Origin of the sequence: Xanthomonas fragariae (genome assembly GCF_900183975.1) — a bacterium.
In the GTDB taxonomy this organism is placed as follows: domain Bacteria; phylum Pseudomonadota; class Gammaproteobacteria; order Xanthomonadales; family Xanthomonadaceae; genus Xanthomonas; species Xanthomonas fragariae.
The window spans coordinates 4169442-4190184 of record NZ_LT853882.1 but is presented as its reverse complement, the minus strand read 5'-3'; the positions used below and the strand labels follow the sequence as shown (position 1 = coordinate 4190184).

Sequence of the window (20743 nt, the reverse complement as noted above, 5' to 3'; positions counted from 1 at the left end):
CCGCGAACGCGCGCTTGGCGGCGCTTTACCGAAACGACATCCTCAGTTTGATTGGTGGTGTTGGTGCTACGAAAGCGGGGCGCCTTGTGGCGCTACCGCGAGCGCGCCTAGTTGGCCAATGCCAGATCGTCCAGCAGCGCGCGCAGGAAACGCGCGGCTTCGCCGCCGGTGGCGGCGCGGTGGTCGAAGGTCAGCGACAGCGGCATCACCTTGTGGGTTTCCACTCCACCCATCACCGGGGTGAGCTGATAGCGCGCGCGGCCGGCGGCGACGATGGCCACGCACGGCGGCACCACCACCGGGGTGGCGTAGCGGCCGGCGAACATGCCGAAGTTGGACAGCGAGATGGTGTAACCGCTGAGTTCGGATGCGGCGATGCTGCGGTTTTCCACCTGCTGGCGCAGCCGATTGACGCCTTCGCGGATGCCATGCGAATCCAGCATGTCGGCATTGCGTAGCGCCGGTACGAACAGGCCTTCTTCGGTATCCACCGCGATGCCGATATCCACCTGGGTGTGCAGGGTGCGGCTGAGTGCCTCGCCGTCGAACCAGGCATTGAGCGCGGGCACGGCCTGGCACGCGCGCACGATGCCGCGCACCAGCCGCACGGTGACGTCGTTGCCCGGTTGCCAGGCGTGGATGTCGGCATCGTCGTTGAGCGTGGTCGGCACGACCTTGCTGTGCGCATCGGCCATCACGCGCGCCATGTTGCGGCGCACACCTTTGAGCTGTTCGGGTTGGCCCTTGACGCTGGTGCCAGGCGGCTGGGTGCGCATGGGCTTGCCGCTGGCGGACAGCGCCGCGCGCTGTTGCGCATCGGGCGCTGCGTTGTTTGCCGGATGCGTGTTCGCCGTTGCGTGTTGCGAGGCGGCTGGCGCGCCATTGCTGTTGATCGGCGTTACCGACGCACTCGCACGCGCCGCAGACAGCGGCGCGCTGCCGGCAGCGGCAGCCTGCTTCACATCGGCCATCGTCACCGTGCCATCCGGGCCGCTGGCACGCACCTGGGTCAGATCCACGCGCAGTTTGCGCGCCAGCGCACGCACCGCCGGCATGGCGCGCACGCCGCCGACGGCGATTGCCTGTTCGCTCTGCACGGCGTTGGAGCTCTGCATCGCGCCGACCACGGTGCCTGCGTCGTCGCGCTTGCCATCGCTGCTGCTATCTGCATCTGCATCTGCGTCGGCAATCTCGCCACCGTTGTCGGAGGCGACTACGCGCGTGGTCGTGCCGGCGGCGCTATCGCCCGTGCTGGGCGTGTGTACTTGCGTCGGTGCGGGACCATGCGGATGGCCGGTGTCCTGGCCATTGGCGCGCTGGGGCTGCGAGGCATCCAGCGCGAACTGCGCCAACACCGCGCCGGTGACGATCACATCGCCGGCGGCACCGGCGAGCTTGACCAAGGTGCCGGAGAACGGCGAGGGCACCTCGACCACCGCCTTGGCGGTCTCCATCGACACCAGCGGGTCGTCCAGGCGCACGTTGTCGCCTTCCTTGACGAACCATTCGACGATGGTGGCATCGGGCAGGCCTTCGCCCAGGTCGGGCAGGTGGAAATTCTTGTTGTCGCTCATGGCAGATTCTCTTGCGCCGCAGGCAGCTGCGGCGTGGTGTCGTCGAGGAGTTCGAGGTCGGCGGCCGGCAGCCAGCCCTGCATACCATCGGCACGCTCGGACCACCACCAACCGCCATGTTCGTAATGCAGCAACACGTCCTGGCCCTGTTTGGCATCGAGTTCGCGTGCGTCATAGTCGCGCAGGGCTTCGGCTTTGCCATGGCCCAACGGGCGCAGCCATGCCACCGGCGCCCAGCCAGCATGGCCTGCGCCGGTGTTGACCCAGGCAAAGGCTGGCCACTCTTCATCGCGGACGCCAAGTGTCACTTCCTGACCGGCGCAAAAGCGGATTGGGTTGGAGTAGGCGGCGTCGTAATCGCGGAGCAGACGGGCGCGCATATCAGCCGGCGGCCACCGCGCGACGGGCGGCGGTGACGATGCGCTCCACGCTTGGCAGATATTTCATTTCCAGCCGGAACAGCGGGATATGCGTGTCGTAACCGGTGACGCGTTCGACCGGCGCAAGCAGGTCGTACATCGATTGCTCGGCCAGGCGCGCGGCGATTTCCGCACCGAAGCCTGCCGTGCGCGGTGCTTCCTGCACGATCACGCAGCGGCCGGTTTTTGCCACCGATTCGGCAATCGTGTCGAAGTCCAGCGGGCGCAGCGTGGCCACATCGATCACCTCGGCACTGATGCCTTCGCCGGTGAGTTTGTCGGCCGCTTCCAGCGCTTCCTTGACCTGCGCGCCCCAGGTGACCAGCGTGACGTCGGTGCCGTCGCGCAGCACGAAGCAGACATCCAGAGGCAGCGCTTCGCCATCATTGGCGACCACTTCCTTGTACTGGCGATAGATGCGCTTGGGCTCCATGTAGATCACCGGATCCGGGTCGCGGATCGCCGCCAGCAGCAGGCCATAGGCGCGCTGCGGCGAGGACGCAAACACAACGCGCAGGCCGGGCACATTGGTGAAGATGGCCTCGTTGGCTTCGCTGTGATGTTCCGGCGCGCGGATGCCGCCGCCCCACGGCACGCGCAGCACCATCGGGCAATGCAGGCGACCACGCGTGCGGTTGCGCAGGCGTGCGGCGTGGCAGATCAGATGATCGACCATGGGATACACGAAGCCATCGAACTGCGCTTCGGCCACCGGCTTCATGCCTTGCGCGGCCAGGCCCACGCTCAGGCCGGCGATGGTGGTTTCATCCAATGGCGTGTCCAGCACGCGGTCACCGCCGAAGCGCTGCTGCAGGCCGGCGGTGGCGCGGAACACGCCGCCGTTGACGCCGACATCCTCGCCCAGCACCAGCACCGCGGGGTCGTGTTCCAGCTCCCAGGCCAGCGCCTGGGTGATCGCTTCGATCAGGGTGATGGGCGAACTCATGGCGATCTCTCCCCCGCGTTGCCGCAGCGTTGTAGGGAGCACTGGCGTGCTGCGAAGCGGCGATGTGTACCTGGTTGAGCTCATCCATGACGGGCCTCCATGGCCATCACTTCGGCGCGCTGTGCCAACAGTTCGGCCGGCGGGTCGCCGTAGAGGTAATCGAACATTGCTTCGACCGGTTGCACCGGCGTGTTGAGATAGGCGTCGATCTCTTGGTCCACGCGCGCGCCGCACTCGGCTTTCCATGCGGCTTCTTGCGCGTCGTCCCACAGGCCTTGCGCGGTGAGATAGCGGCGCAGGCGCAGCAGCGGTTCGCGCGCCCAGCCTTGCTTGACTTCTTCTTGGCCGCGATAGCGCCGTGCGTCGTCGGCGGTGGTGTGGTCGGACAAGCGATAGGTCAGGAACTCGATCACCGTGCCGCCGTCGCCAGCCAATGCTCGTGCGCGTGCCTGTCGCATCGCCTCAAGCACCGCGATCAAATCGTTGCCGTCCACCTGTAGGCAATGCAGGCCGCCGGCCAGGCCCTTCTGTGCGAGCGTCTGAGCGCCGGTCTGCGCCGAGCGCGGCACCGAGATGGCCCAGCCGTTGTTGATCACGCACAGGATCAGCGGCAGCTTGTACGCACCGGCTGCATTGAGCGCAGCGTAGAAGTCGGTCTTGGAACTGCCACCATCGCCGCAGCAAGCCACCGCGACTTGCGGCTTGCCCTGCAATTTGAATGACAGCGCAGAACCGGCCGCGTGCAGGCACTGGGTGGAAATCGGCACGCAGATCGGGAAGTCGATCGCCGCATCGGCGTTGCGCGGGTAGTCGCTGCCGCGCTCGTCGCCGCCCCAGTACAGCAGCACGTCGCGCGGACGCACGCCACGTTCGAACATTGTGCCGTATTCGCGATAGCTGGGTGCCAATACATCGCCGCTGCGCATCGAGGCACCGATGCCGACATGCGTGGCTTCGTGGCCGATGCACGCGGCGTAGGTGCCCAGCTTGCCGGTGCGTTGCAAGGCGACCGATTTGCTGTCGAAGGTGCGCACGAACACCATGCGCTTGAACAGGGCGAGCAACTGCTGCGGGTTGGCGGCGTCTGCCGGCAGGTCGTCGCGGACCAACTGGCCATCCGCGCCCATGTAGTGCAGATATTCGATTTCGAACTGCGCGGCTACGCTCATTGCTGCGACACCTTCATCAAGAAGTTGCAAATGATATGAGTTGCGATGTTAAGGACTGCGATGCAAAAAGCCGTCCTGCACCGCAACACACAATGATGCTGGGTTGCACAAAAAAGGGCGCGCACCAGGGCGCGCCCTTTGTCGCAGTACAAAAATACGACGTGTTGCGCTGCGATCAGCTGGTCGGTGCCTCCACCGATTCAGAGCGACGATCAGCACCGCTAGTGTGTTGCCGGGAGCGGGCGTGGACGCGTTGTCTTCGGCGCAGCTGGCATTGCCCCCGTAGCCGACCAGATCGGCATTGCCGGTGGGGCAGGCGCCGCTCAGTGCGGCTGGCAACCGCCAGCGCACAGAAAAAGTAAGGCTGCACGACGCTGCAACACATGCACGAGATGAGAGTCCCCTGATCCTTGAGACGTGAAACGCTCCCCTGGTCCGGCTACGTCCCTGGCCGGCAGCGCTGGTCGATTCTGCATAAATTTGCAGACTTTGGTTAACGGTGCGGTAACTCCGGCGCAGCGGCTGCAACTGCGTGGCTGGAAGTGCCGCGTTTTTCAGCGTTGACGTACCGGTCGCGTACGCTGGCAAATGTCCTGGAGAAAAGTGGGCGCTGCAGCGGCGGCGCGATGCAGGCGCACGCATCAGTCTGCTGCGCGCGAACACTTCCGACTTCGAAGGTTGATGCCTCGCCCCAATTTCTGCATCTATGTTGAAACCTCGGTCCTCAACCGCTGCCCAATTCCCAATCCCGCAGCAGCGGCAGCCGGCTGAAGCCGGGCCGCTGCTGCGCTACCCTGGCCGACCCCATCGTCAGCGCTACGCTATGCCCGTCGACAAGAACCTGCGTGATCTGGAACCCGGCATCCACACCGATCTGGAGGGGCGGCTGACCTACGGCGGCTATCTGCGGCTGGATCGATTGCTGTCCGCGCAGCAGCCGCTATCGGAGCCGGCGCACCACGACGAGATGCTGTTCATCATCCAGCACCAGACCGCCGAGCTATGGCTGAAACTGCTGGCACACGAGCTGCGCGCGGCGGTGGTGCATCTGCAGAACGATCAGGTCTGGCAGTGCCGCAAGGTGCTGGCGCGCAGCAAGCAGGTGCTGCGCCAGCTGACCGAACAGTGGTCGGTGCTGGAGACGCTCACGCCGAGCGAGTACATGGGCTTTCGCGATGTGCTTGGGCCTTCGTCGGGCTTTCAGTCGCTGCAATACCGCTACATCGAGTTCCTGCTCGGCAACAAGAATCCGCAGATGCTGCAGGTGTTCGGCTACGACCCGCAGGGCCAGGCGCGGCTACGCGAAGTGCTGGAAGCGCCCAGCCTGTACGAGGAATTTTTACGTTATCTGGCGCGCTTCGGGCATGCGATCCCGCAGCAGTATCAAGCACGTGACTGGACCTGCGCGCACGTGGCCGACGATGCGCTGCGGCCGGTGTTCGAGCGCATCTACGAAAACACTGATCGCTACTGGCGCGAGTACGCGCTATGCGAGGACCTGGTCGATGTGGAAACCCAGTTCCAGCTATGGCGCTTCCGCCATATGCGCACGGTGATGCGGGTAATCGGCTTCAAGCGCGGCACCGGTGGGTCGAGTGGCGTGGGCTTTTTGCAGCAGGCGTTGGCGCTGACGTTCTTCCCGGAATTGTTCGATGTGCGTACGTCGGTGGGCTTAGAGAGTCGTGAGCCGGTTGGCAACAGTGGCGAGGCTGTGGGGGGCAGAGACGGAGAGAAAGCCAACGTTGGTAAAGCTTGAGGCTGGAAAAGCGCAAGCCGGTGAAGCCAAGGCAGCCAAGACCCAGCCAAAATCCCCAGCATCCAACCGGCCGCCATCACGTTTCCAAGTCCCGCGAATTTGACGCGAGGTGACGTCTAAGTGATCCTCGCGCGTCGCCCAGGGCTCGCCCTGGTACACCCAGCCATCACTGAATACGCAAGGGGCACCTCATGAGTGTTGACGCTACTGCGCCGACTTCCGCTTCCACTCCGCCGCAGCCGTCTGCGCCTCCCGGGTTCCCCACACTGCTCGGCCACCCCCGGCCGCTGTGGATGCTGTTCATGACCGAATTCTGGGAGCGCTTTGCGTTCTACGGCATTCGTTGGGTGCTGACGCTTTATATCGTGGCCGAGTTCCACCAGGGCTCTGGGGCTGGTGAAGCACCGGCCAATCGACTCTACGGCGCTTATCTGGCACTGGTGTATGCCTCGGCGCTGTTCGGCGGCTTCGTCGCCGATCGACTTATCGGCTACCAGCGCTCGCTGCTGATCGGTGCGGTCGTCATGTCGATTGGCCTATTCCTGATCGCGGTACCGAACGATCAGGTGTTCAAACTCGGCCTGGCGACAATCATCGCCGGTAACGGCCTGTTCAAGCCGAACGTTTCGACCATGGTCGGTAAATTGTATCCGCTGAATGATCCGCGGCGGGACTCCGGATTCACGATCTTCTACATGGGTATCAACGCCGGTGGCTTCTTCGCGCCGATCCTGACCGGCCTGCTTGCCGACAAGCTGTTCGGTACAGAGTCGATGCCGGCTTACAAGTACGTGTTCATCGCTTCGGGCGTGGGCATGTTGATCAGTCTTGTCTGGTTTTTGTTGGGACGTCGCCAGCTCGGGCAGGTCGGCTTGCCACCGGCCGGTGGAGAAGGCATGGGCCGAACCCTGGCGGTGCTGGTGGGCACACTTATTGCCATTCCGGTCGCCTATGGTCTGCTGCTGATCGACGCCAGCATCCTCGGTTGGATCCTGACCATTTTGTTCCTTGCCCTGTGCGGACTGATCCTGGTCGAAGGCATTGGCGAGGGTAAAGTACACCGCGACCGCGCCATCGCCATGTTGATCGTCTTTGTGTTCAACGTGATGTTCTTCATGTTTTTTGAGCAAGCGGGCAGTTCGTTCAATTTCCTCGCGCAGAACATCGTAGAACGCGACCTGGGCGGCTGGATGTTCCCGGTGGGTTGGTTCCAATCGGTCAACACGCTGGCAATCTTGGTACTTGGCCCGGTGTTTGTCTGGCTGTGGGTCGCGCTGAAATCGGCCAATCCGTCGATCCCGCGCAAGTTCGGCTTAGGGCTGATCTTCAACGGCCTGGCCTTTGCACTGCTGATGTACGCGCTGTCCGAACTGGTTGACGATGTCGGCAAGATTCCTTTCTGGACCTTGTTCATGGTCTATGTCATCCAAACCGTCGGCGAGCTTTGCTTGTCGCCGATCGGCTTGTCGATGACGACAAAGCTGGCGCCGGCCAAGATGGTTGGCCTAGCGATGGGCGGCTGGTTTCTGTCGACCGCGATCGGCAACAATCTGTCGGGCATCTTCGCTTCCGCGGTCAGTGGCGAAACCGGTATGACCGTGGCCTCTGCACTGAAGGGCTACACTTTTGGCTTCTGGTCGTTGATCGCTGCGGGTGTGCTGCTTCTGCTGATTGCCCCGTTGGTCAACAAACTGATGCATGGCGTGAAGTGAGGAGAACAGCAATGCAGATCAAACCCATTGTCTGTGGCCTGCTGCTGGCGGGTCTGGTGAGCGCCTGCGGGCAGACCGCCAGCCCACAGGAGACGCCACGGCCGTTGGACACCTCGATGCAGAAGCCGCCGAGCGCCGATCCCAGCCAACCGGTGTCCTCGGGCAATACGCCGACCGCAGCCGATATCGCGGCGGCCGCGGCGCTTAACGCGCAGTACGATCCCTCGCGCGATCCCGCCGCCGATCTGGAAACCGCCAAGGTCGAGGCCAAGCGTGGTGGCAAGCGCATCGTGCTCAACGTCGGCAACGCGGCCTGCGAGCCGTGCAAGGCGCTGGATGAACTGATGGGCGGCGATGCGCAGTTGCGTAGCTTCCGCGATGCGCACTTCGTGGTGGTCAAGATCAATCGCGATGCCGCCAACCAAAACGCCGCGTTCCTGTCGCAGTTCGCTCAGCTCAACGACTACCCGTCGCTGCTGGTGCTGGACAACGATGGCAAGCTGCTGACCACCCAGGCCGGCCCGGAACTGCGTAAAGGCGAGGGCTTCGATCGCAAGAAGTTGTTCGACTTCCTCAAGCAGTGGGCGCCACCGCAGGCGTGAGTCTTCGCTGCAGCGTAATGCAAAAACCCCGCCTTTCGGCGTAATGCTGTTCACTTAAGCGGAGCAGCCGTTGGATCTACCGGATAGCGGGTCTTCGAGATCTTCACCGTCCTTGGCCGCGTAGGCCTCGGCCGGTGATAGAGGAACAGGCTCGCGATGCCTGAGCGAAGCTGGGATAGGCGTCTTCCTGTGGCGGAAGCCGGATTGGCTGCGGCCATCACGATGAGTTGCACTGCGATGTACTGGCAGACCGGTTTGAATCGGATGTCCGAAGGCGTTCTGCCAAACGCCACAGCTGCCTGGCTGGCTTCACGCCGAATGCTGTTAAGCCAGCAGCAACCCCCAGACTTGCTGGTACACCAAGTCGATCTTTTTGCTACGCAACGTTGTCGCGTTGTGCTGCATCGAGCTTTTGATGTCGCGCAAACCCAGTTCGATTTCCTATCGCTCCTGGTAAAGCGTTGCGACAGACTTGGCGCTGTAAGTGGTGGCAGGCAACAAGGTCAGTACCGCCTTTCTCTTCCCCTGATGCAGATAGCTCACTTCACGCACGTCCCAGTGCGTGGGAAGCGCTGGATTGGGTTTTCTGGCCTGTGGCGAGACACGCATGCGCAGTAATCGATCATCAGTGCCATAACGCATGATTTGCTCAGCCACCAAGCCCTTGCGTGCTGGTGTCAGCCAGTGGCGTGGAGTGGCGAGCGACAGCAACAAATCAGCGCTCCAGAACCCTTTGTCGAACGCCGCTGCGCGCCAACAGATCTTCTGAGGCCAGCGATTGTGCGCAGATGTTCAAACGACGTGCGACCTCGTGCACCGGTTCGTCACGGAACAACGCTATGCCCAGGACAAGCCACAACACCTGATCACTGGGAAGGCGCCGACGTCGGATACTGGCCTGAGAAGACAGTTCCAGCGCGCTGGCTACCCACTCCACCGGAATATCATGCGTAAAGGTGCTTTAGTCCTTACCGGCCATGCGCGGCAGCCCATCCTTGGCCAAGCGATCGATCAGCTTTTCCAGAATCTGCTGCTCTTCTGCGCTGAACACCGACATCAGCCGCTGCTCCATCTCGTTGACCAGCGGGGCGACGGTCTCGTAGACCTGGCGCCCGGCCTGCGACAGCGCCAGCATCGAGCGACGGCGGTCATCGCCGTGGGTTTCGCGCCGGATGAAGCCACGCTCCAGCAGACGCGCCACGGCGCGGCTCACTGCCACTTTATCCATCGCCGTGCGGTCGGAGACCTCACTGGCCGAAGAACCCGGATACAGCGCCAGGATGGTGATCACCCGCCACTCGGGAATGGCCATGCCATAACGATCGCCGTAGACCTTGGCAATATTGCTGCTGATGCGGTTGGATAGCACGCTGAGGCGATACGGCAGGAACTGCTCGAGGTTGAGCAGCACAGGATGTTGCGGCGGACTGGGGGTGTCGAGATCGCTCATGTTGCATTGTGTCTTGATTTTAATTTCATTTGCAACTACAAACTGAAGGTGGCCTGTGCATTCTCGCGGGTCTTCTGCTAATCCGCATAGCCCTGCGGACTGCCCAGCGTGGAGAAACGACGATGAGTAAACAACCCAACACGAGCGTCACCCGCCCAGATCCGGGCATGCAGGTCACCACTTTCGACAATCCGATGGGGATCGACGGGTTCGAATTCGTCGAATTCGCCGCACCGGCCGACGAGGTAGCGCCACTGCACGACTACTTCCGCAAGATGGGCTTCAGCGCAGTGCTGCGTCACCGCAGCCGGGCCATCACCGTCTATCGCCAGGGCGGGGTCAACTTCCTGCTCAACGAAGACCGCGATGCGTTCGCTGCCGACTTCGCCGCCGCGCACGGCCCCTGTGCCTGCGGTTTTGCAATCCGCTTCCGCACCCCGGCCGACACCGTGCTGCAGACGGTGCTGGGCAACGGCGGCGAGGCGGTGCAGGACAAGGCCGATACGCGCGCAGTGCCTGCACCGGTGGTCAAGGGCATCGGCGATTGCATGCTGTATCTGGTGGACCGCTACGGCGATGCGGGCAGCATCTACGACGCCGACTTCGAGCCCATTCCGGGCGCCGATCAGCACCCGGCCGGTTTCGGACTCACTTTCATCGACCACCTGACCCACAATCTGTACGTCGGCAACATGCAGCGCTGGTCGGACTACTACGAGCGCCTGTTCAACTTCCGCGAGATCCGCTACTTCGACATCAAGGGCGCCAAGACCGGGCTGGTGTCCAAGGCGATGACGGCGCCGGACGGCATCGTACGCATCCCGCTCAACGAGTCATCCGACCCCAAGAGCCAGATCAACGAGTACCTGGACGCGTACCACGGCGAAGGCATCCAGCACATCGCCTGCTTCACCGACGATATCTACACAAGCGTGGAAAAGATGCGCGAGGCCGGCGTGACCTTCCTCGATACACCGGACGCGTATTTCGACGTGGTGGATCTGCGAATCCCCGATCACGGCGAAGATGTCGAACGCCTGCGTCGCAACAAGATCCTGATCGACGCCGACCTCGACACCAAGCAGCGCAAGCTGCTGCAGATATTCACCCAGAACTGCATCGGCCCGATCTTCTTCGAGATCATCCAGCGTAAGGGCAATGAAGGATTTGGCGAAGGCAATTTCCAAGCGCTGTTCGAGAGCATCGAACGCGATCAGATGAGGCGTGGGGTGCTTTAGTTTCGTGAGACTGGTGATTGGTGCCAGTAACTGCGTCGACGCGTCTGTGCGCAGTGCATCTTGTTGTGATACCGAACGCTGCGGCCCATAAATTCAGATGTAGCGACGGTACGATCAACCCGAGCAAGGGGCGCGTGGCGCGCCAAGCAACATGTTCTTTCTGACAACACAGAGCAACCAGAACCTACGCGCTTAAAGCCACTCTCCCGGTGGGAGAGGGGCCTGATCCATCAGGCTCCAGCTTCCTTCTTTGGCTAGGAGGATGGCTTGACCTATCCAACCCCCAACTTTCTACGGTCGGAGAGGGACGGGCTAAATCCGGACGCGTCCACATGCAAAATAACCATCGTTACATGACCGGTTTCGGCAACGAGTTCGCCACCGAGGCGGTGGCCGACACCTTGCCGGTCGGGCAGAACTCGCCGCAGCGTGTGGCGCATGGGCTGTATGCCGAACAGTTGTCCGGCACGGCGTTCACCGCGCCGCGCGGTGAGAACCGGCGCAGCTGGCTATACCGCATTCGCCCCGCAGCTGTGCATGGCGCGTTTTCGCTGATCACGCAGTCGCAGTTCCACAACGACTTCGGCACCGCCCCGGTGCCGCCGGATCAGCTGCGCTGGAGCCCGTTGCCGCTACCGTCCACGCCTGTCGATTTCGTCGATGGTCTCTACACCATGGCCGGCAATGGCGGGCCCGAGGCGATGTCTGGTGTCGCGGTGCATCTGTATGCGGCTAACGCTTCGATGCACGATCGCTTCTTCTACGATGCCGATGGCGAGTTGCTGTTGGTGCCACAACTCGGCCGGCTGCGCGTGCATACCGAATTGGGCGTGCTGGAGCTGGAACCGCAGCAGATCGCGGTGATTCCGCGCGGTGTGCGCTTCCGCGTCGAGCTGCTGGATGACACCGCGCGCGGTTATGTCTGCGAAAATTTCGGCGGCCTGCTGCGCTTGCCCGACCTGGGGGCGATCGGCTCGAACGGGTTGGCCAACGCGCGCGATTTTCAGACACCGCACGCTGCCTTCGAACAGCGCGAAGGCGCATTCGAACTGGTGGCCAAGTTTCAAGGCCATCTCTGGCGCGCAGACATCGGCCACTCGCCGCTGGATGTTGTCGCCTGGCATGGCAATGACGCGCCGTACCGCTACGACCTGCGCCGCTTCAACACCGTCGGATCGATCAGTTTCGATCACCCGGATCCGAGCATCTTCACTGTGCTGACCTCGCCAAGCGACACGCACGGCACCGCGAATATGGACTTTGCGATCTTCCCGCCGCGCTGGCTGGTGGCGCAGCACACCTTCCGCCCACCGTGGTTCCATCGCAACGTGGCCAGCGAGTTCATGGGCCTGGTGCACGGCGTCTACGATGCCAAGGCCGAAGGCTTCGCGCCCGGCGGTGCCTCGCTGCACAACTGCATGAGCGGGCACGGCCCGGATGCGGCCACCTTCGACAAGGCCTCGCAGGCCGATCTGTCGCGCCCGGACGTGATGACTGACACCATGGCCTTCATGTTCGAAACGCGCGCAGTGCTGCGACCCACCCAACAGGCACTGCAAGCAGCGCATCGGCAAGCCGACTATCAGCAATGCTGGCGCGGATTGCGTGCGGCGTTCGCGCCACCGGCCACGCGGTAACGCCGTTTTGCATGTGCGCCGCGCAACGCGGCACGCTGACCAACTGAGCCGCGCTGGGATTCCTAGAGGCTCCAACTCTTGAGAGGATGGAGTGATGAACAAGCCAGCCAAGTACTCGCCAGAAGTGCGGGAACGATCGGTTCGGATGGTGCTGGAGCATCAGAATGAGCACGGTTCGCAGTGGGCAGCGATCGCTTCGATTGCCGGGAAAATCGGTTGCACGGCCGCGACGTTGCGGGTGTGTCTGCGTCGAGCCGAGCGTGATCAGAGGGGCAGCGTCCGGGCCCGACGACGGACGAGCGCGCACGGATGAAGGCGCTGGAACGCGAACTACGGGAGTTGAGGCAGGCTAACAAAATCCTGCGCAAGGCGTCGGCGTATTTCGCTCAGGCAGAGCTCGACCGCCGCTTCAAGCCATGACCGGTTTCGTTGCCGAGCATCACCACGCGTACGGAGTCGAGCCGATCTGCCGGGTTCTGGAGATCGCTCCGGGAAGCTGCTCCCGGCGCACGCGCGGATCGTTGGTGGCGGGCTCGGGCGCTGGAAGTGGAGGTTCGGCGGGCTTGGGAGGAGAACCGACAGGTCTACGGCGCGCGAAAAAGGCGAACTGATCCATCACTCCGACAGGGGGGGCAGTACCTGGCCGCCCCTGAAAAGCCCCCTTCAAGCACTAATCGTCAGCGGTGATCGGTAATCGGTGCTCAAGAATGGCCATCCCATCGCCCGGATCCAGGCCCGCAAAAAACGCGGTCCAGCGCATCGGCCAACACAGGTTGTAGCCGCCGGCGCAGCCGAGCACGTGCAGCGCATCGCCTTGGGCGCTTTTGCGCCTGCAACGACGCAACCGGCAGTCGAGATGTCCGATCGCCGGTTCCACTGCCTGACGCCGTTTGATCCAGCGCCATTGCCGTCGCGTCAGGGTCTTGGCCTCTTCCGGCGCATGCAATGCGTCGAGTTGTCGTTTGTCTTTGGGACGTTGCGCAAGCACCTGTTGTGCGCGTTGCAACCGCACAGCGATGCGCTCGCGCACGCCGGTGTCTACCTGATCGAGTTTGCGTGCAAGGTCGCGTACGACCCGTCCCAGCACTGTGCGTTCAAGCGCACCGGCAGTGCTCGGCCCCGCCAGCGGCCCCAGTGGCCAGCAAGCGCGGCAAAAGCGCCTATTCCAACGCGGCCCACGGCATCTGTTGGCTCAATTGCGCCAACGGATGACGCAGATCGATCTGGTTCTCCAGCCGCGAACGGAACAACTCGTCGGCGCAGATGCGTGCAGCAGCAGGACGGCGTGTACGCATGGGCGGAACCTGCCAGAAACCAAACCTCAGCGTAGCGAAAACCGGTAGTTCTGGCACGCCTGTGCGGCCTATAAAGCATTGCGGTGATTGGGTATTGAGGGTTTTCCAGGAGCGACTAACTGCGGGGGCCTGATGACTACTCCCAAAACTCCACCGAATGCGCGGCGAGCTTTGCACGCGCGGCCACTTCGTGATGATCGCTTCGGTGCCGATGGCAAGCCAACGACGGTGTCGCCGTTGGCTGCTGTGAGCAACTGACAGCGCTCATTCCTGAATCTGGCGGTCCTCCCGCTTGGTCTCCTCCATCGCCTCGGGTTCCAGCTCCTCTGCACTGCGATTGAGTTTGACGAACACGCCCCAGGCGATCAGCAGCAGCGCCGCGCGCAGGCCTACTGCGGCCGCATACGGCAGCTTGGCCGGACCTTCGTGCATCAGCTCGAAGATCGACACCAGCGTCTCGATCGCCAGCGCAATCACGATCACCACGAAGAAGCGCGACAGATAACGCCGCACGCGCGTGGGCCCGCTGACTTTGACGTCGCGCAGGATCTCCTCTTCGAAAATAGTCTGGCCCAGTTCCACACGGTGCCAAAGCGGGGGAGTTGTACGCACGCGCAACCCTTCCTCCCTTCCTCCGCCGGAGGGAGTGCCCGAAGGGCGGATGGGGGAACGGTTTACGCGCACACCTCAAAAGCCTCAGCGTTGCCGCAACACCTGATACGCCTGCAGGTGCACATTGGCCGCCATCAGCAGCGGTGCATTGCGTCCGGTCTCGCGCACGCGCGCCAGCATGTCACCGACGATCTGCGCCGCTTCCACATCCTGCCCGGCTTCCAGATCGCGCAGCATCGAGGCTTTCGACGGCGAATCCACCTGCAATAGCGTCTGCAGCGCCTTGGCCCTTGCAGCCTCGGGGATCGGCTGCCCGGCCGCGTCGGCGGCCCACAAGCACTCGTTGTACAAACCGTTGATCAATGCACGCCCGTCGTCGGTGGCGACGATCGCCCCGAGCGGCGCGCGCATCAGGCAGGTGGCCGCCGCCAGGGCGGTGAGGAAGCTGTACTTGATCCACTGCTCCTGCGCGATGTGGTCGCTGGCCACATGCTCGATGCCGGCCTGCGTGCAGACAGCAGCAATCGCCTGCACCCGCACCGATACCGCATTGCCAGTGCGCTCGCCGAAGGTCAGTGCCGCCGGCTTGCCCAGATGCAAAATCTCGCCATGCTCGCCCTTGGTCGCGCTGATGAAACACAGCCCGCCCAGCACCCGCCCTGCACCGAAACGCTCATCCAATGCCGCGTAATGCCGCAAACCGTTGAGGATCGGCAGCACCGTGGTGTGCTCGCCCACGGCCGGCGCAATCGCCTCGATCGCGCTTTCCAGGTCGTAGGCCTTGCAGCTGAGCACCACCAGATCGAAAGGGTGCTGCGCCACCAACGCCGGCAAGCCCCGCGCGGTGACGTGCGCCACCTGCAGATCGGCATCGCCGAGCGGGCTGCGGATATGCAAGCCATCTGCCTGCAACTGCGCTGCCCGCGCATCGCGCACCAGGAAGGTGACATCGACACCGGCCTGCGCCAGACGGCCGCCAAAATAGCCGCCGGTGCCGCCGGCACCGAGGATCAAGGTACGCATGAAAATTCCTTTCAACTTAGTTCGAACATACAAACGTCAGCTATGATTTCAGCCGGATCGGGGACTCTTGGTCGGCATCAGGCTCTGGCGGAATCGCCGGGGCCTTTTGTTTGGATCAATAGATCTGACTACCTTGGCCAGAGATATTTATTTGGAAATCATGGCCTAGCTTTCGAAAGCTAGCTTCATTAATATGGTTGATGATTTTCTCCATGTTTTCCACGAATCGACGCGCTTCTTTCGGCCTTGCCTGCTTAGCCCAGGGTGGATCAGTGTTGGGGATAAGTGGCCTTGGCTCTTTCCAATTTTTACAGTCATTTTTTCGCGAATAAGGCTTTGCGTGCGCCACCTCGTTACGAAAGCGGAATACCTCATTCACCCATGCATGAGGGATGTTTTGCAGCTGACTATCCAGCGCGCTAATCAGACTTAGAAGTTTTTTATCAGGCGCAAGGCGCTCGAAATCCTTGATATCTTGAAAATGTCGAAGCATTTGATGTTGGTGCAGCGCATGCCCGAGTTGGTTGAAGTAGGCCTCCAACGCGAAGCAGCACATCATCATGGCGCCTAGCGCAAACTGGTTAGGCTGTTCCTCTGCAGCATCTTCGCTTCTTTCAACGAAGGAGCGCGCCGCGCTCGCGAGAAGCGCGTGCGAATAACCCTCTACGCTTTGCGTCGCATACTTTCTATCCATCATCAGCTCCGCAAACCCACCCCACGGCGCAGCAACCACAGCGCCAGTGCGCTGAGCACCGCGACAAAGCCCAGCATCAGCGCGTAGGCCACCCAGAGCGGCAGGTCCGAGCTTCCGAGCAGGCCGTAGCGGAAGGCGTTGACCATGTAGAAGATCGGGTTGGCATGTGTTGCGGTCTCGGCCCAGCCGGGCAGCAACTTCACCGAATAGAACACGCCGCCCAGATAGGTCAGCGGGGTCAGGATGAAGGTGGGCACGATCGAGACGTCGTCGAACTTCTTGGCGTACACCGCATTGACGAAGCCAGCCAGCGAAAAAATGATCGCGCCCAGCAGCACGGTGGTCAGGGCGACCAGCGGATGCGGAATGCGCACGGCGGTGAAGAACATTGCGACGATCAGCACGATCGCGCCAACCATGACCCCGCGCAGCACTGCGCCGGACACATAGCCCCACAGGATCACCCAGTTGGGCATCGGGCTGACCAGCAGCTCTTCGACGTGGCGGCCGAACTTGGCGCCGAAGAAGCTGGAGGAAATGTTGCCGTAGCTGTTCTGGATCACGCTCATCATCACCAGGCCCGGTACGATGAATTGCATGTAGCTGTAGCCGCCCATGTCGCCCACGCGCGAGCCGATCAGCCCGCCGAAGATCAAAAAGTACAGCGTCATGGTGATGGCCGGCGGCACCAGGGTCTGGCCCCAGATGCGCAGGATGCGCTGCACTTCGCGGCGCACGATGGTGCACAGCGCAATCCAGTTGCGGCGCGCGTTGGTGGGTTCGCTCATGGTGCGGATCTCGTTGGTGTTCATGGCTGGCCTGCCTGGCGCGGCGGCGCTGTCGGCGTGCCGTTGACTGCGGAAGGCGTGGTGGCGACTGCATCAGCCGGTGCCGGAGCGTTGCCAGTCAAGCGCACGAACAGCTCTTCCAGCCGATTGCTCTTGGTGCGCATCGAGCGCACTCGGATGCCGGCACTGCCGAGCGTGGCGAATACGCGGTTGAGGTCCATTGCGCGCGGCATATCCAGATCCAGCGTGTGTCCGCCGATGGCGGTGAGCGTGGTGCCTTCGATCTCTGGAAGCTGCGCCGGCAAATCGCCATCGATATCGAACAGGAAGCCTTCCACATCGAGCTTGGCCAACAACTCGCGCATCGGCCCCTGGGTGACGATCTGGCCGTGATTGATGATGGCCAGGTTGCGGCACAGGTGCTCTGCTTCTTCCAGGTAATGCGTGGTCAAAATAATGGTGGTGCCGGCTGCGTTGATGTCCTTGAGCACGCGCCACATGTCGCGGCGGATCTCGATGTCCACGCCGGCGGTAGGTTCGTCCAGGATCAGCAGGCGTGGCTGGGTCATCATGGCGCGGGCGATCATCAACCGCCGCTTCATGCCGCCGGACAGCGTGCGGCTCATCACCTGGGCCTTTTCCCACAGGTGTGCGCGGCGCAACTCCACTTCGGCCAGACGCTCGGCGTTGGCACGCGGCATGCCGTAGAAACCGGCGTAGTTGACCAGGATGTCGAAGGGCTTTTCGAACAGGTTGAAGTTGACTTCCTGCGGCACCAGCCCGATCAGCCGCATCGCATCGCTGCGATGGCGGACCAGGTCGGTGCCGAACACCTCTACCTGCCCGCTGGACAGGTTCACCAGCGAGCTGATGATGCCGATCAGGGTGGATTTGCCGGCGCCGTTGGGGCCGAGCAGGGCGAAGAAGTCGCCCGGCGCCACGTCCAGCGAAACGCCTTTGAGCGCCTGGATGCCGTTGTCGTAGGTCTTGTGCAGATCGCACACGCGTAGCGCGGGTGCGGTGGTTGGAGAGAGGGCAGTCAAGAAGGTCCTTCGCGCCAGGGTGACGGCGCAGCGAGTTGCAGCCGGTTATTATAGAAGCCCGTTGGGGTTTGCCCCGATCACAGACTGTCCTAAATACATTCGTGTCCGTTCAATTCCCCCTCAAGCTTGTCGACCGGCGCATGATTGCGCCCACCGTGGCCCACTGCCAGTTCGTGCGTGATGACGGGCAGCCGCTGGATTTCCAGCCCGGGCAGTTCATCCAGATCCATTTCGACTACGCCGACGGCACCGCAACCAAGCGCAGCTATTCGCTGGCGACCATCCACGACCACGCGTTGGGACCGGGCGAGGCGGTGGATATCGCGGTGAGCTTCGTGCCCGGAGGCTCGGCAACCGCCCTGTTCGAAGGCTTGCAGATCGGCGACCAGTTGCAGGCCAGCGGCCCCTACGGCCGATTCTGCCTGCCGCCGGGCGACCACAACCAGCGCTATGTGCTGGTCGCTACCGGCACCGGGGTCACCCCGTACCGCTCGATGCTGCCGTTGCTGGCCCAGGCGATCGCCACCCGTGGCGTGCAGGTGGTGTTGCTGCAGGGTGCGCGCACCCCGGCCGAGCTGCTGTACGGCGAGGACTTCCGGGCGTTTGCCGATGCGCATCCGCAGTTCCGCTATGTGCCGTGCTTCTCGCGCGAGCTGCCCGACCAGCCGCACGCCGATGTGCGGCACGGCTACGTGCAACAGCACTTGGCCGAATTCGCGCCCGATGCCCAAAGCGATATCGCTTATCTGTGCGGCAACCCGGACATGGTGGACACCTGCGTACAGGCACTGAAAGAAGCCGGCCTGCCGAGCGCGCAGATCCGCCGCGAAAAGTACGTCAGCTCGACGCCGTCCAAGCCTGCGGCGTGAGTTGACGAGTTTGCCGTCGACCTCTTTGACGGTGCCAAGCACATCGTGGAAGACATCGTGGAAACGGAGGTAGCCAAATCCAGGCTCCTGCACCGCCGGAGCCGGCTGCGCCCGCGTGTCGCTGCCGATCAAGCTGCCCTGGAAATCCGAGCCGATCGGCAGTCGTCACACCGATCGACTGGCAAGTACGATCCCAGCCTGGCATTGGCGTTTCGCATTTCACGTTTGTTTGGGGAATCGATCGAACACGTTTTTCGTTACGAAGACGGGCAGTAGGTGCGTCGGTCACAACCGACCGCACGCAGCGTCAAGGGATAGTGACTACCAGGAGACATGGTGAACATGGTGAAGCAACCCACAATGATGACAGCGCTCCTGATCGCGCTGCTGGCCGCCGGATGCCAGCGCGCCGATGCGCCTGCTGCAGACAAAAGCGGCGCGGCGGTGCCGCGCGCCACGCAGCCGCCCGCTGCAAAAACGCAGGCCGGCAGCGCTGCCGGAAATCGCTACGGCACTTTGCAATTTTCACCATGCACGCTGAGCTCCGATAGCGCCGCCGGAAACATCCAAGCGCAGTGCGCAAGCTTGCCCGTGCCGGAAAATCCAAGCGCGCCGAAAGGCCGCAGCATCGCGCTGAAAATCGCTTGGCTGGAAAGCGATGCAGACGCAGGCAGTGCGCCGGACCCGGTGTTTTTTATCGCCGGTGGGCCGGGGCAGTCGGCAACCGAAGTTTCTGTCATAGCAGCGGCCGCATTACGTGAAGTTCGCAAGAAGCGCGACATTTTTCTGGTCGATCAGCGCGGCACTGGCGGATCGCACCCGCTGCGTTGTGAGACTGCCGATGGCACGCCACTGCAGGCCACCATGTCCTCCAGCCCAGAGCAATTGACCGCCTACGCGCGCCAATGTGCCCGAGGCTTGCAAGGCCATTCCGACCCGCGTTACTACACCACTGCCGAAGCCATTGGAGATCTGGATGCAGTCAGAGCAGCGTTGGGCGCGCCACGTATCGACCTGGTCGGTGTGTCCTACGGCACGCGCGTGGCGCAGCATTATGCCAAGAGTTATCCCGCGCGCGCGCGCGCCATCGTGCTCGATGGTGTTGCGCCAAGCGATCTGGTCATCAGCGGAGAATTCGCACGCACGTTCGAAGACGCACTGATATTGCAATCCGAACAATGTCGAGCGATCCCCGCTTGCCGCGCACGTTTTCCAACCGATGTGCGCACGCAACTGCGCAAGGTCATGGACCGGCTGAAGACCGAATCGCCGGAGGTGGAGTATCGCGATCTGCGCACCAACGCCATCAAGCGCGAACGGGTGACGGCCGACGCCGTGGTCGGTCTTGCGTTTACGTTCTCCTACGCACCGCAGAGCGCTGCCTTGCTACCGCTGGTGCTGGATGAAGCCGCTGCGGGCCGCTACGCGCCGTTGATGGCGTTGTCGCACATGGACACGCAGATCAACCAGCCCATGCAGTGGTCGGTGGTGTGCGCCGAAGATGCCGACCGCTATCGTCCGGCGCCCGAGCACCAGGCATTGTTGCTGGGCGAAGATGTCCCGCGCAGTGTCTTTGCCGCTTGCCCGGTGTGGCCCGCCGGCAAGCGCGCCGCCGACTTCACCGCACCGCTGCGTTCGCAGGTGCCGGCGCTGCTGTTGTCCGGTCAAATAGATCCGGTTACGCCACCTCGCTATGCCGACGTGGTGCTCAAGGGGTTGCCAAACGGACGGCATCTGGTTGCACCCGGCCAGGGACACAGCGTCATGGCGCTGGGTTGCATACCAAAGCTCATGGCCCAGTTCATGGAAACCGCCAATGCCGGTGCGCTGGATGCGCACTGCGTTGCCGATCTCAACAACGTGCCCGCGTTTACCTCGTTCAACGGATGGGAACCATGAGCCGTACCGACCACGCC

Annotated in this window: 16 protein-coding genes, 8 pseudogenes and 1 other annotated feature; of the genes and pseudogenes, 9 read left to right on the top strand and 15 right to left on the bottom strand. The window is 62.7% G+C overall.

Going from position 1 to position 20743, the window contains the following annotated elements; all coding sequences use genetic code 11:
* Nucleotides 1-107 precede the first annotated feature (107 nt).
* From PD885_RS19445 to PD885_RS22910, 5 genes and pseudogenes are all read right to left on the bottom strand, one after another.
* Nucleotides 108-1574 (bottom strand): dihydrolipoamide acetyltransferase family protein, encoded by a 1467-nt coding sequence (locus PD885_RS19445; RefSeq protein ID WP_002804956.1) that lies wholly within the window; start codon nt 1572-1574, stop codon nt 108-110.
* Nucleotides 1571-1954: an SH3 domain-containing protein gene (locus tag PD885_RS19440; RefSeq protein WP_088057080.1), complete on the bottom strand. Its 384-nt coding sequence runs from the start codon at nt 1952-1954 to the stop codon at nt 1571-1573. Before PD885_RS19440 ends, PD885_RS19445 begins: the two co-directional genes overlap by 4 nt.
* A gap of 1 nt (nt 1955) precedes the next feature.
* Nucleotides 1956-2939 (bottom strand): alpha-ketoacid dehydrogenase subunit beta, encoded by a 984-nt coding sequence (locus tag PD885_RS19435; RefSeq protein ID WP_087946437.1) that lies wholly within the window; start codon nt 2937-2939, stop codon nt 1956-1958.
* 80 nt (nt 2940-3019) lie between these two features.
* A complete protein-coding gene (gene pdhA, locus PD885_RS19430) occupies nt 3020-4108 on the bottom strand; it encodes a pyruvate dehydrogenase (acetyl-transferring) E1 component subunit alpha (RefSeq protein WP_002804951.1) in 1089 nt (362 codons plus the stop codon).
* Between the two features lie 213 nt (nt 4109-4321).
* Nucleotides 4322-4441, bottom strand: a pseudogene (locus PD885_RS22910) (lamin tail domain-containing protein); the annotation flags it as partial.
* Between the two features lie 490 nt (nt 4442-4931).
* Between PD885_RS22910 and PD885_RS19420 the strand changes: the two are divergent.
* From PD885_RS19420 to PD885_RS19410, 3 genes are all read left to right on the top strand, one after another.
* On the top strand, nt 4932-5864 hold the full coding sequence (locus PD885_RS19420; RefSeq protein WP_002804950.1) for a tryptophan 2,3-dioxygenase: 933 nt from the start codon (nt 4932-4934) through the stop codon (nt 5862-5864).
* A gap of 191 nt (nt 5865-6055) precedes the next feature.
* A complete protein-coding gene (locus PD885_RS19415; protein ID WP_002804948.1) occupies nt 6056-7576 on the top strand; it encodes a peptide MFS transporter in 1521 nt (506 codons plus the stop codon).
* Nucleotides 7577-7587: 11 nt separating this feature from the next.
* Nucleotides 7588-8178, top strand: coding sequence for a thioredoxin family protein (locus PD885_RS19410; protein WP_002804946.1), 591 nt, complete (start codon nt 7588-7590; stop codon nt 8176-8178).
* A 50-nt stretch (nt 8179-8228) separates the two neighbouring features.
* Here PD885_RS19410 and PD885_RS19405 read toward each other — a convergent pair.
* Both PD885_RS19405 and PD885_RS19400 read right to left on the bottom strand, forming a co-directional pair.
* A pseudogene (locus PD885_RS19405) lies at nt 8229-9139 on the bottom strand (transposase domain-containing protein); the annotation flags it as partial.
* On the bottom strand, nt 9140-9628 hold the full coding sequence (locus PD885_RS19400) for a MarR family winged helix-turn-helix transcriptional regulator (RefSeq protein WP_002804237.1): 489 nt from the start codon (nt 9626-9628) through the stop codon (nt 9140-9142).
* Between the two features lie 122 nt (nt 9629-9750).
* Between PD885_RS19400 and hppD the strand changes: the two genes are divergently transcribed.
* The 3 genes and pseudogenes from hppD to PD885_RS22300 all read left to right on the top strand — a co-directional run.
* The gene (hppD, locus tag PD885_RS19395) at nt 9751-10866 is read left to right on the top strand and encodes a 4-hydroxyphenylpyruvate dioxygenase (protein ID WP_040762302.1); all 1116 of its coding nucleotides are present in this window, start codon (nt 9751-9753) and stop codon (nt 10864-10866) included.
* A gap of 332 nt (nt 10867-11198) precedes the next feature.
* Nucleotides 11199-12503: a homogentisate 1,2-dioxygenase gene (gene hmgA / locus PD885_RS19390; RefSeq protein ID WP_065975001.1), complete on the top strand. Its 1305-nt coding sequence runs from the start codon at nt 11199-11201 to the stop codon at nt 12501-12503.
* 94 nt (nt 12504-12597) lie between these two features.
* A pseudogene (locus PD885_RS22300) lies at nt 12598-12997 on the top strand (transposase); the annotation flags it as partial.
* Nucleotides 12878-12994, top strand: a sequence feature (AL1L pseudoknot). Its footprint overlaps the pseudogene before it by 117 nt.
* A gap of 169 nt (nt 12998-13166) precedes the next feature.
* Here PD885_RS22300 and PD885_RS19385 read toward each other — a convergent pair.
* The 7 genes and pseudogenes from PD885_RS19385 to PD885_RS19360 form a co-directional block, all read right to left on the bottom strand.
* Nucleotides 13167-13599: pseudogene (locus tag PD885_RS19385) on the bottom strand (IS5/IS1182 family transposase); the annotation flags it as partial.
* Nucleotides 13593-13798 (bottom strand): annotated as a pseudogene (locus PD885_RS22870) (IS5/IS1182 family transposase); the annotation flags it as partial. The pseudogenes PD885_RS22870 and PD885_RS19385, both read right to left, overlap by 7 nt.
* Nucleotides 13799-14062: 264 nt before the next feature.
* Nucleotides 14063-14380, bottom strand: a pseudogene (locus PD885_RS19380) (hypothetical protein); the annotation flags it as partial.
* 114 nt (nt 14381-14494) lie between these two features.
* A complete protein-coding gene (panE, locus tag PD885_RS19375; protein ID WP_002804226.1) occupies nt 14495-15433 on the bottom strand; it encodes a 2-dehydropantoate 2-reductase in 939 nt (312 codons plus the stop codon).
* A 115-nt stretch (nt 15434-15548) separates the two neighbouring features.
* Nucleotides 15549-16127 (bottom strand): hypothetical protein, encoded by a 579-nt coding sequence (locus PD885_RS19370; protein ID WP_040762320.1) that lies wholly within the window; start codon nt 16125-16127, stop codon nt 15549-15551.
* Nucleotides 16128-16129: 2 nt separating this feature from the next.
* Nucleotides 16130-16939: an ABC transporter permease gene (locus PD885_RS19365; RefSeq protein WP_052032097.1), complete on the bottom strand. Its 810-nt coding sequence runs from the start codon at nt 16937-16939 to the stop codon at nt 16130-16132.
* Nucleotides 16936-17958 carry an ABC transporter ATP-binding protein gene (locus PD885_RS19360; protein ID WP_040762290.1) on the bottom strand — a complete coding sequence of 341 codons (1023 nt, stop codon included), beginning with the start codon at nt 17956-17958 and terminating at the stop codon, nt 16936-16938. Before PD885_RS19360 ends, PD885_RS19365 begins: the two co-directional genes overlap by 4 nt.
* Before the next feature lie 35 nt (nt 17959-17993).
* Here PD885_RS19360 and PD885_RS19355 point away from each other — a divergent pair, with 35 nt between their 5' ends.
* Complete coding sequence (locus tag PD885_RS19355; RefSeq protein ID WP_082244199.1) at nt 17994-18827, top strand: ferredoxin--NADP reductase; 834 nt, start codon at nt 17994-17996, stop codon at nt 18825-18827.
* On the opposite strand, the pseudogene PD885_RS21165 reads toward PD885_RS19355, so the two are convergent.
* A pseudogene (locus PD885_RS21165) lies at nt 18771-18989 on the bottom strand (GH39 family glycosyl hydrolase); the annotation flags it as partial. The gene PD885_RS19355 and the pseudogene PD885_RS21165 overlap by 57 nt on opposite strands.
* 15 nt (nt 18990-19004) lie before the next feature.
* Here PD885_RS21165 and PD885_RS22865 point away from each other — a divergent pair.
* Both PD885_RS22865 and PD885_RS19345 read left to right on the top strand, forming a co-directional pair.
* Nucleotides 19005-19103 (top strand): annotated as a pseudogene (locus PD885_RS22865) (helix-turn-helix transcriptional regulator); the annotation flags it as partial.
* Nucleotides 19104-19163: 60 nt separating this feature from the next.
* The gene (locus PD885_RS19345; protein WP_172404521.1) at nt 19164-20726 is read left to right on the top strand and encodes an alpha/beta hydrolase; all 1563 of its coding nucleotides are present in this window, start codon (nt 19164-19166) and stop codon (nt 20724-20726) included.
* Nucleotides 20727-20743: the final 17 nt, after the last annotated feature.

What these genes read in the sequence shown, in the direction of transcription:
- PD885_RS19400 (WP_002804237.1), bottom strand. Translation starts at nt 9,628, where the DNA reads ATGAGCGATCTCGACACCCCCAGTCCGCCGCAACATCCTGTGCTGCTC.
- pdhA (WP_002804951.1), bottom strand. Translation starts at nt 4,108, where the DNA reads ATGAGCGTAGCCGCGCAGTTCGAAATCGAATATCTGCACTACATGGGC.
- PD885_RS19420 (WP_002804950.1), top strand. Translation starts at nt 4,932, where the DNA reads ATGCCCGTCGACAAGAACCTGCGTGATCTGGAACCCGGCATCCACACC.
- PD885_RS19415 (WP_002804948.1), top strand. Translation starts at nt 6,056, where the DNA reads ATGAGTGTTGACGCTACTGCGCCGACTTCCGCTTCCACTCCGCCGCAG.
- PD885_RS19440 (WP_088057080.1), bottom strand. Translation starts at nt 1,954, where the DNA reads ATGCGCGCCCGTCTGCTCCGCGATTACGACGCCGCCTACTCCAACCCA.
- PD885_RS19445 (WP_002804956.1), bottom strand. Translation starts at nt 1,574, where the DNA reads ATGAGCGACAACAAGAATTTCCACCTGCCCGACCTGGGCGAAGGCCTG.
- PD885_RS19365 (WP_052032097.1), bottom strand. Translation starts at nt 16,939, where the DNA reads ATGAACACCAACGAGATCCGCACCATGAGCGAACCCACCAACGCGCGC.
- PD885_RS19410 (WP_002804946.1), top strand. Translation starts at nt 7,588, where the DNA reads ATGCAGATCAAACCCATTGTCTGTGGCCTGCTGCTGGCGGGTCTGGTG.
- PD885_RS19370 (WP_040762320.1), bottom strand. Translation starts at nt 16,127, where the DNA reads ATGGATAGAAAGTATGCGACGCAAAGCGTAGAGGGTTATTCGCACGCG.
- hmgA (WP_065975001.1), top strand. Translation starts at nt 11,199, where the DNA reads ATGCAAAATAACCATCGTTACATGACCGGTTTCGGCAACGAGTTCGCC.
- panE (WP_002804226.1), bottom strand. Translation starts at nt 15,433, where the DNA reads ATGCGTACCTTGATCCTCGGTGCCGGCGGCACCGGCGGCTATTTTGGC.
- hppD (WP_040762302.1), top strand. Translation starts at nt 9,751, where the DNA reads ATGAGTAAACAACCCAACACGAGCGTCACCCGCCCAGATCCGGGCATG.
- PD885_RS19435 (WP_087946437.1), bottom strand. Translation starts at nt 2,939, where the DNA reads ATGAGTTCGCCCATCACCCTGATCGAAGCGATCACCCAGGCGCTGGCC.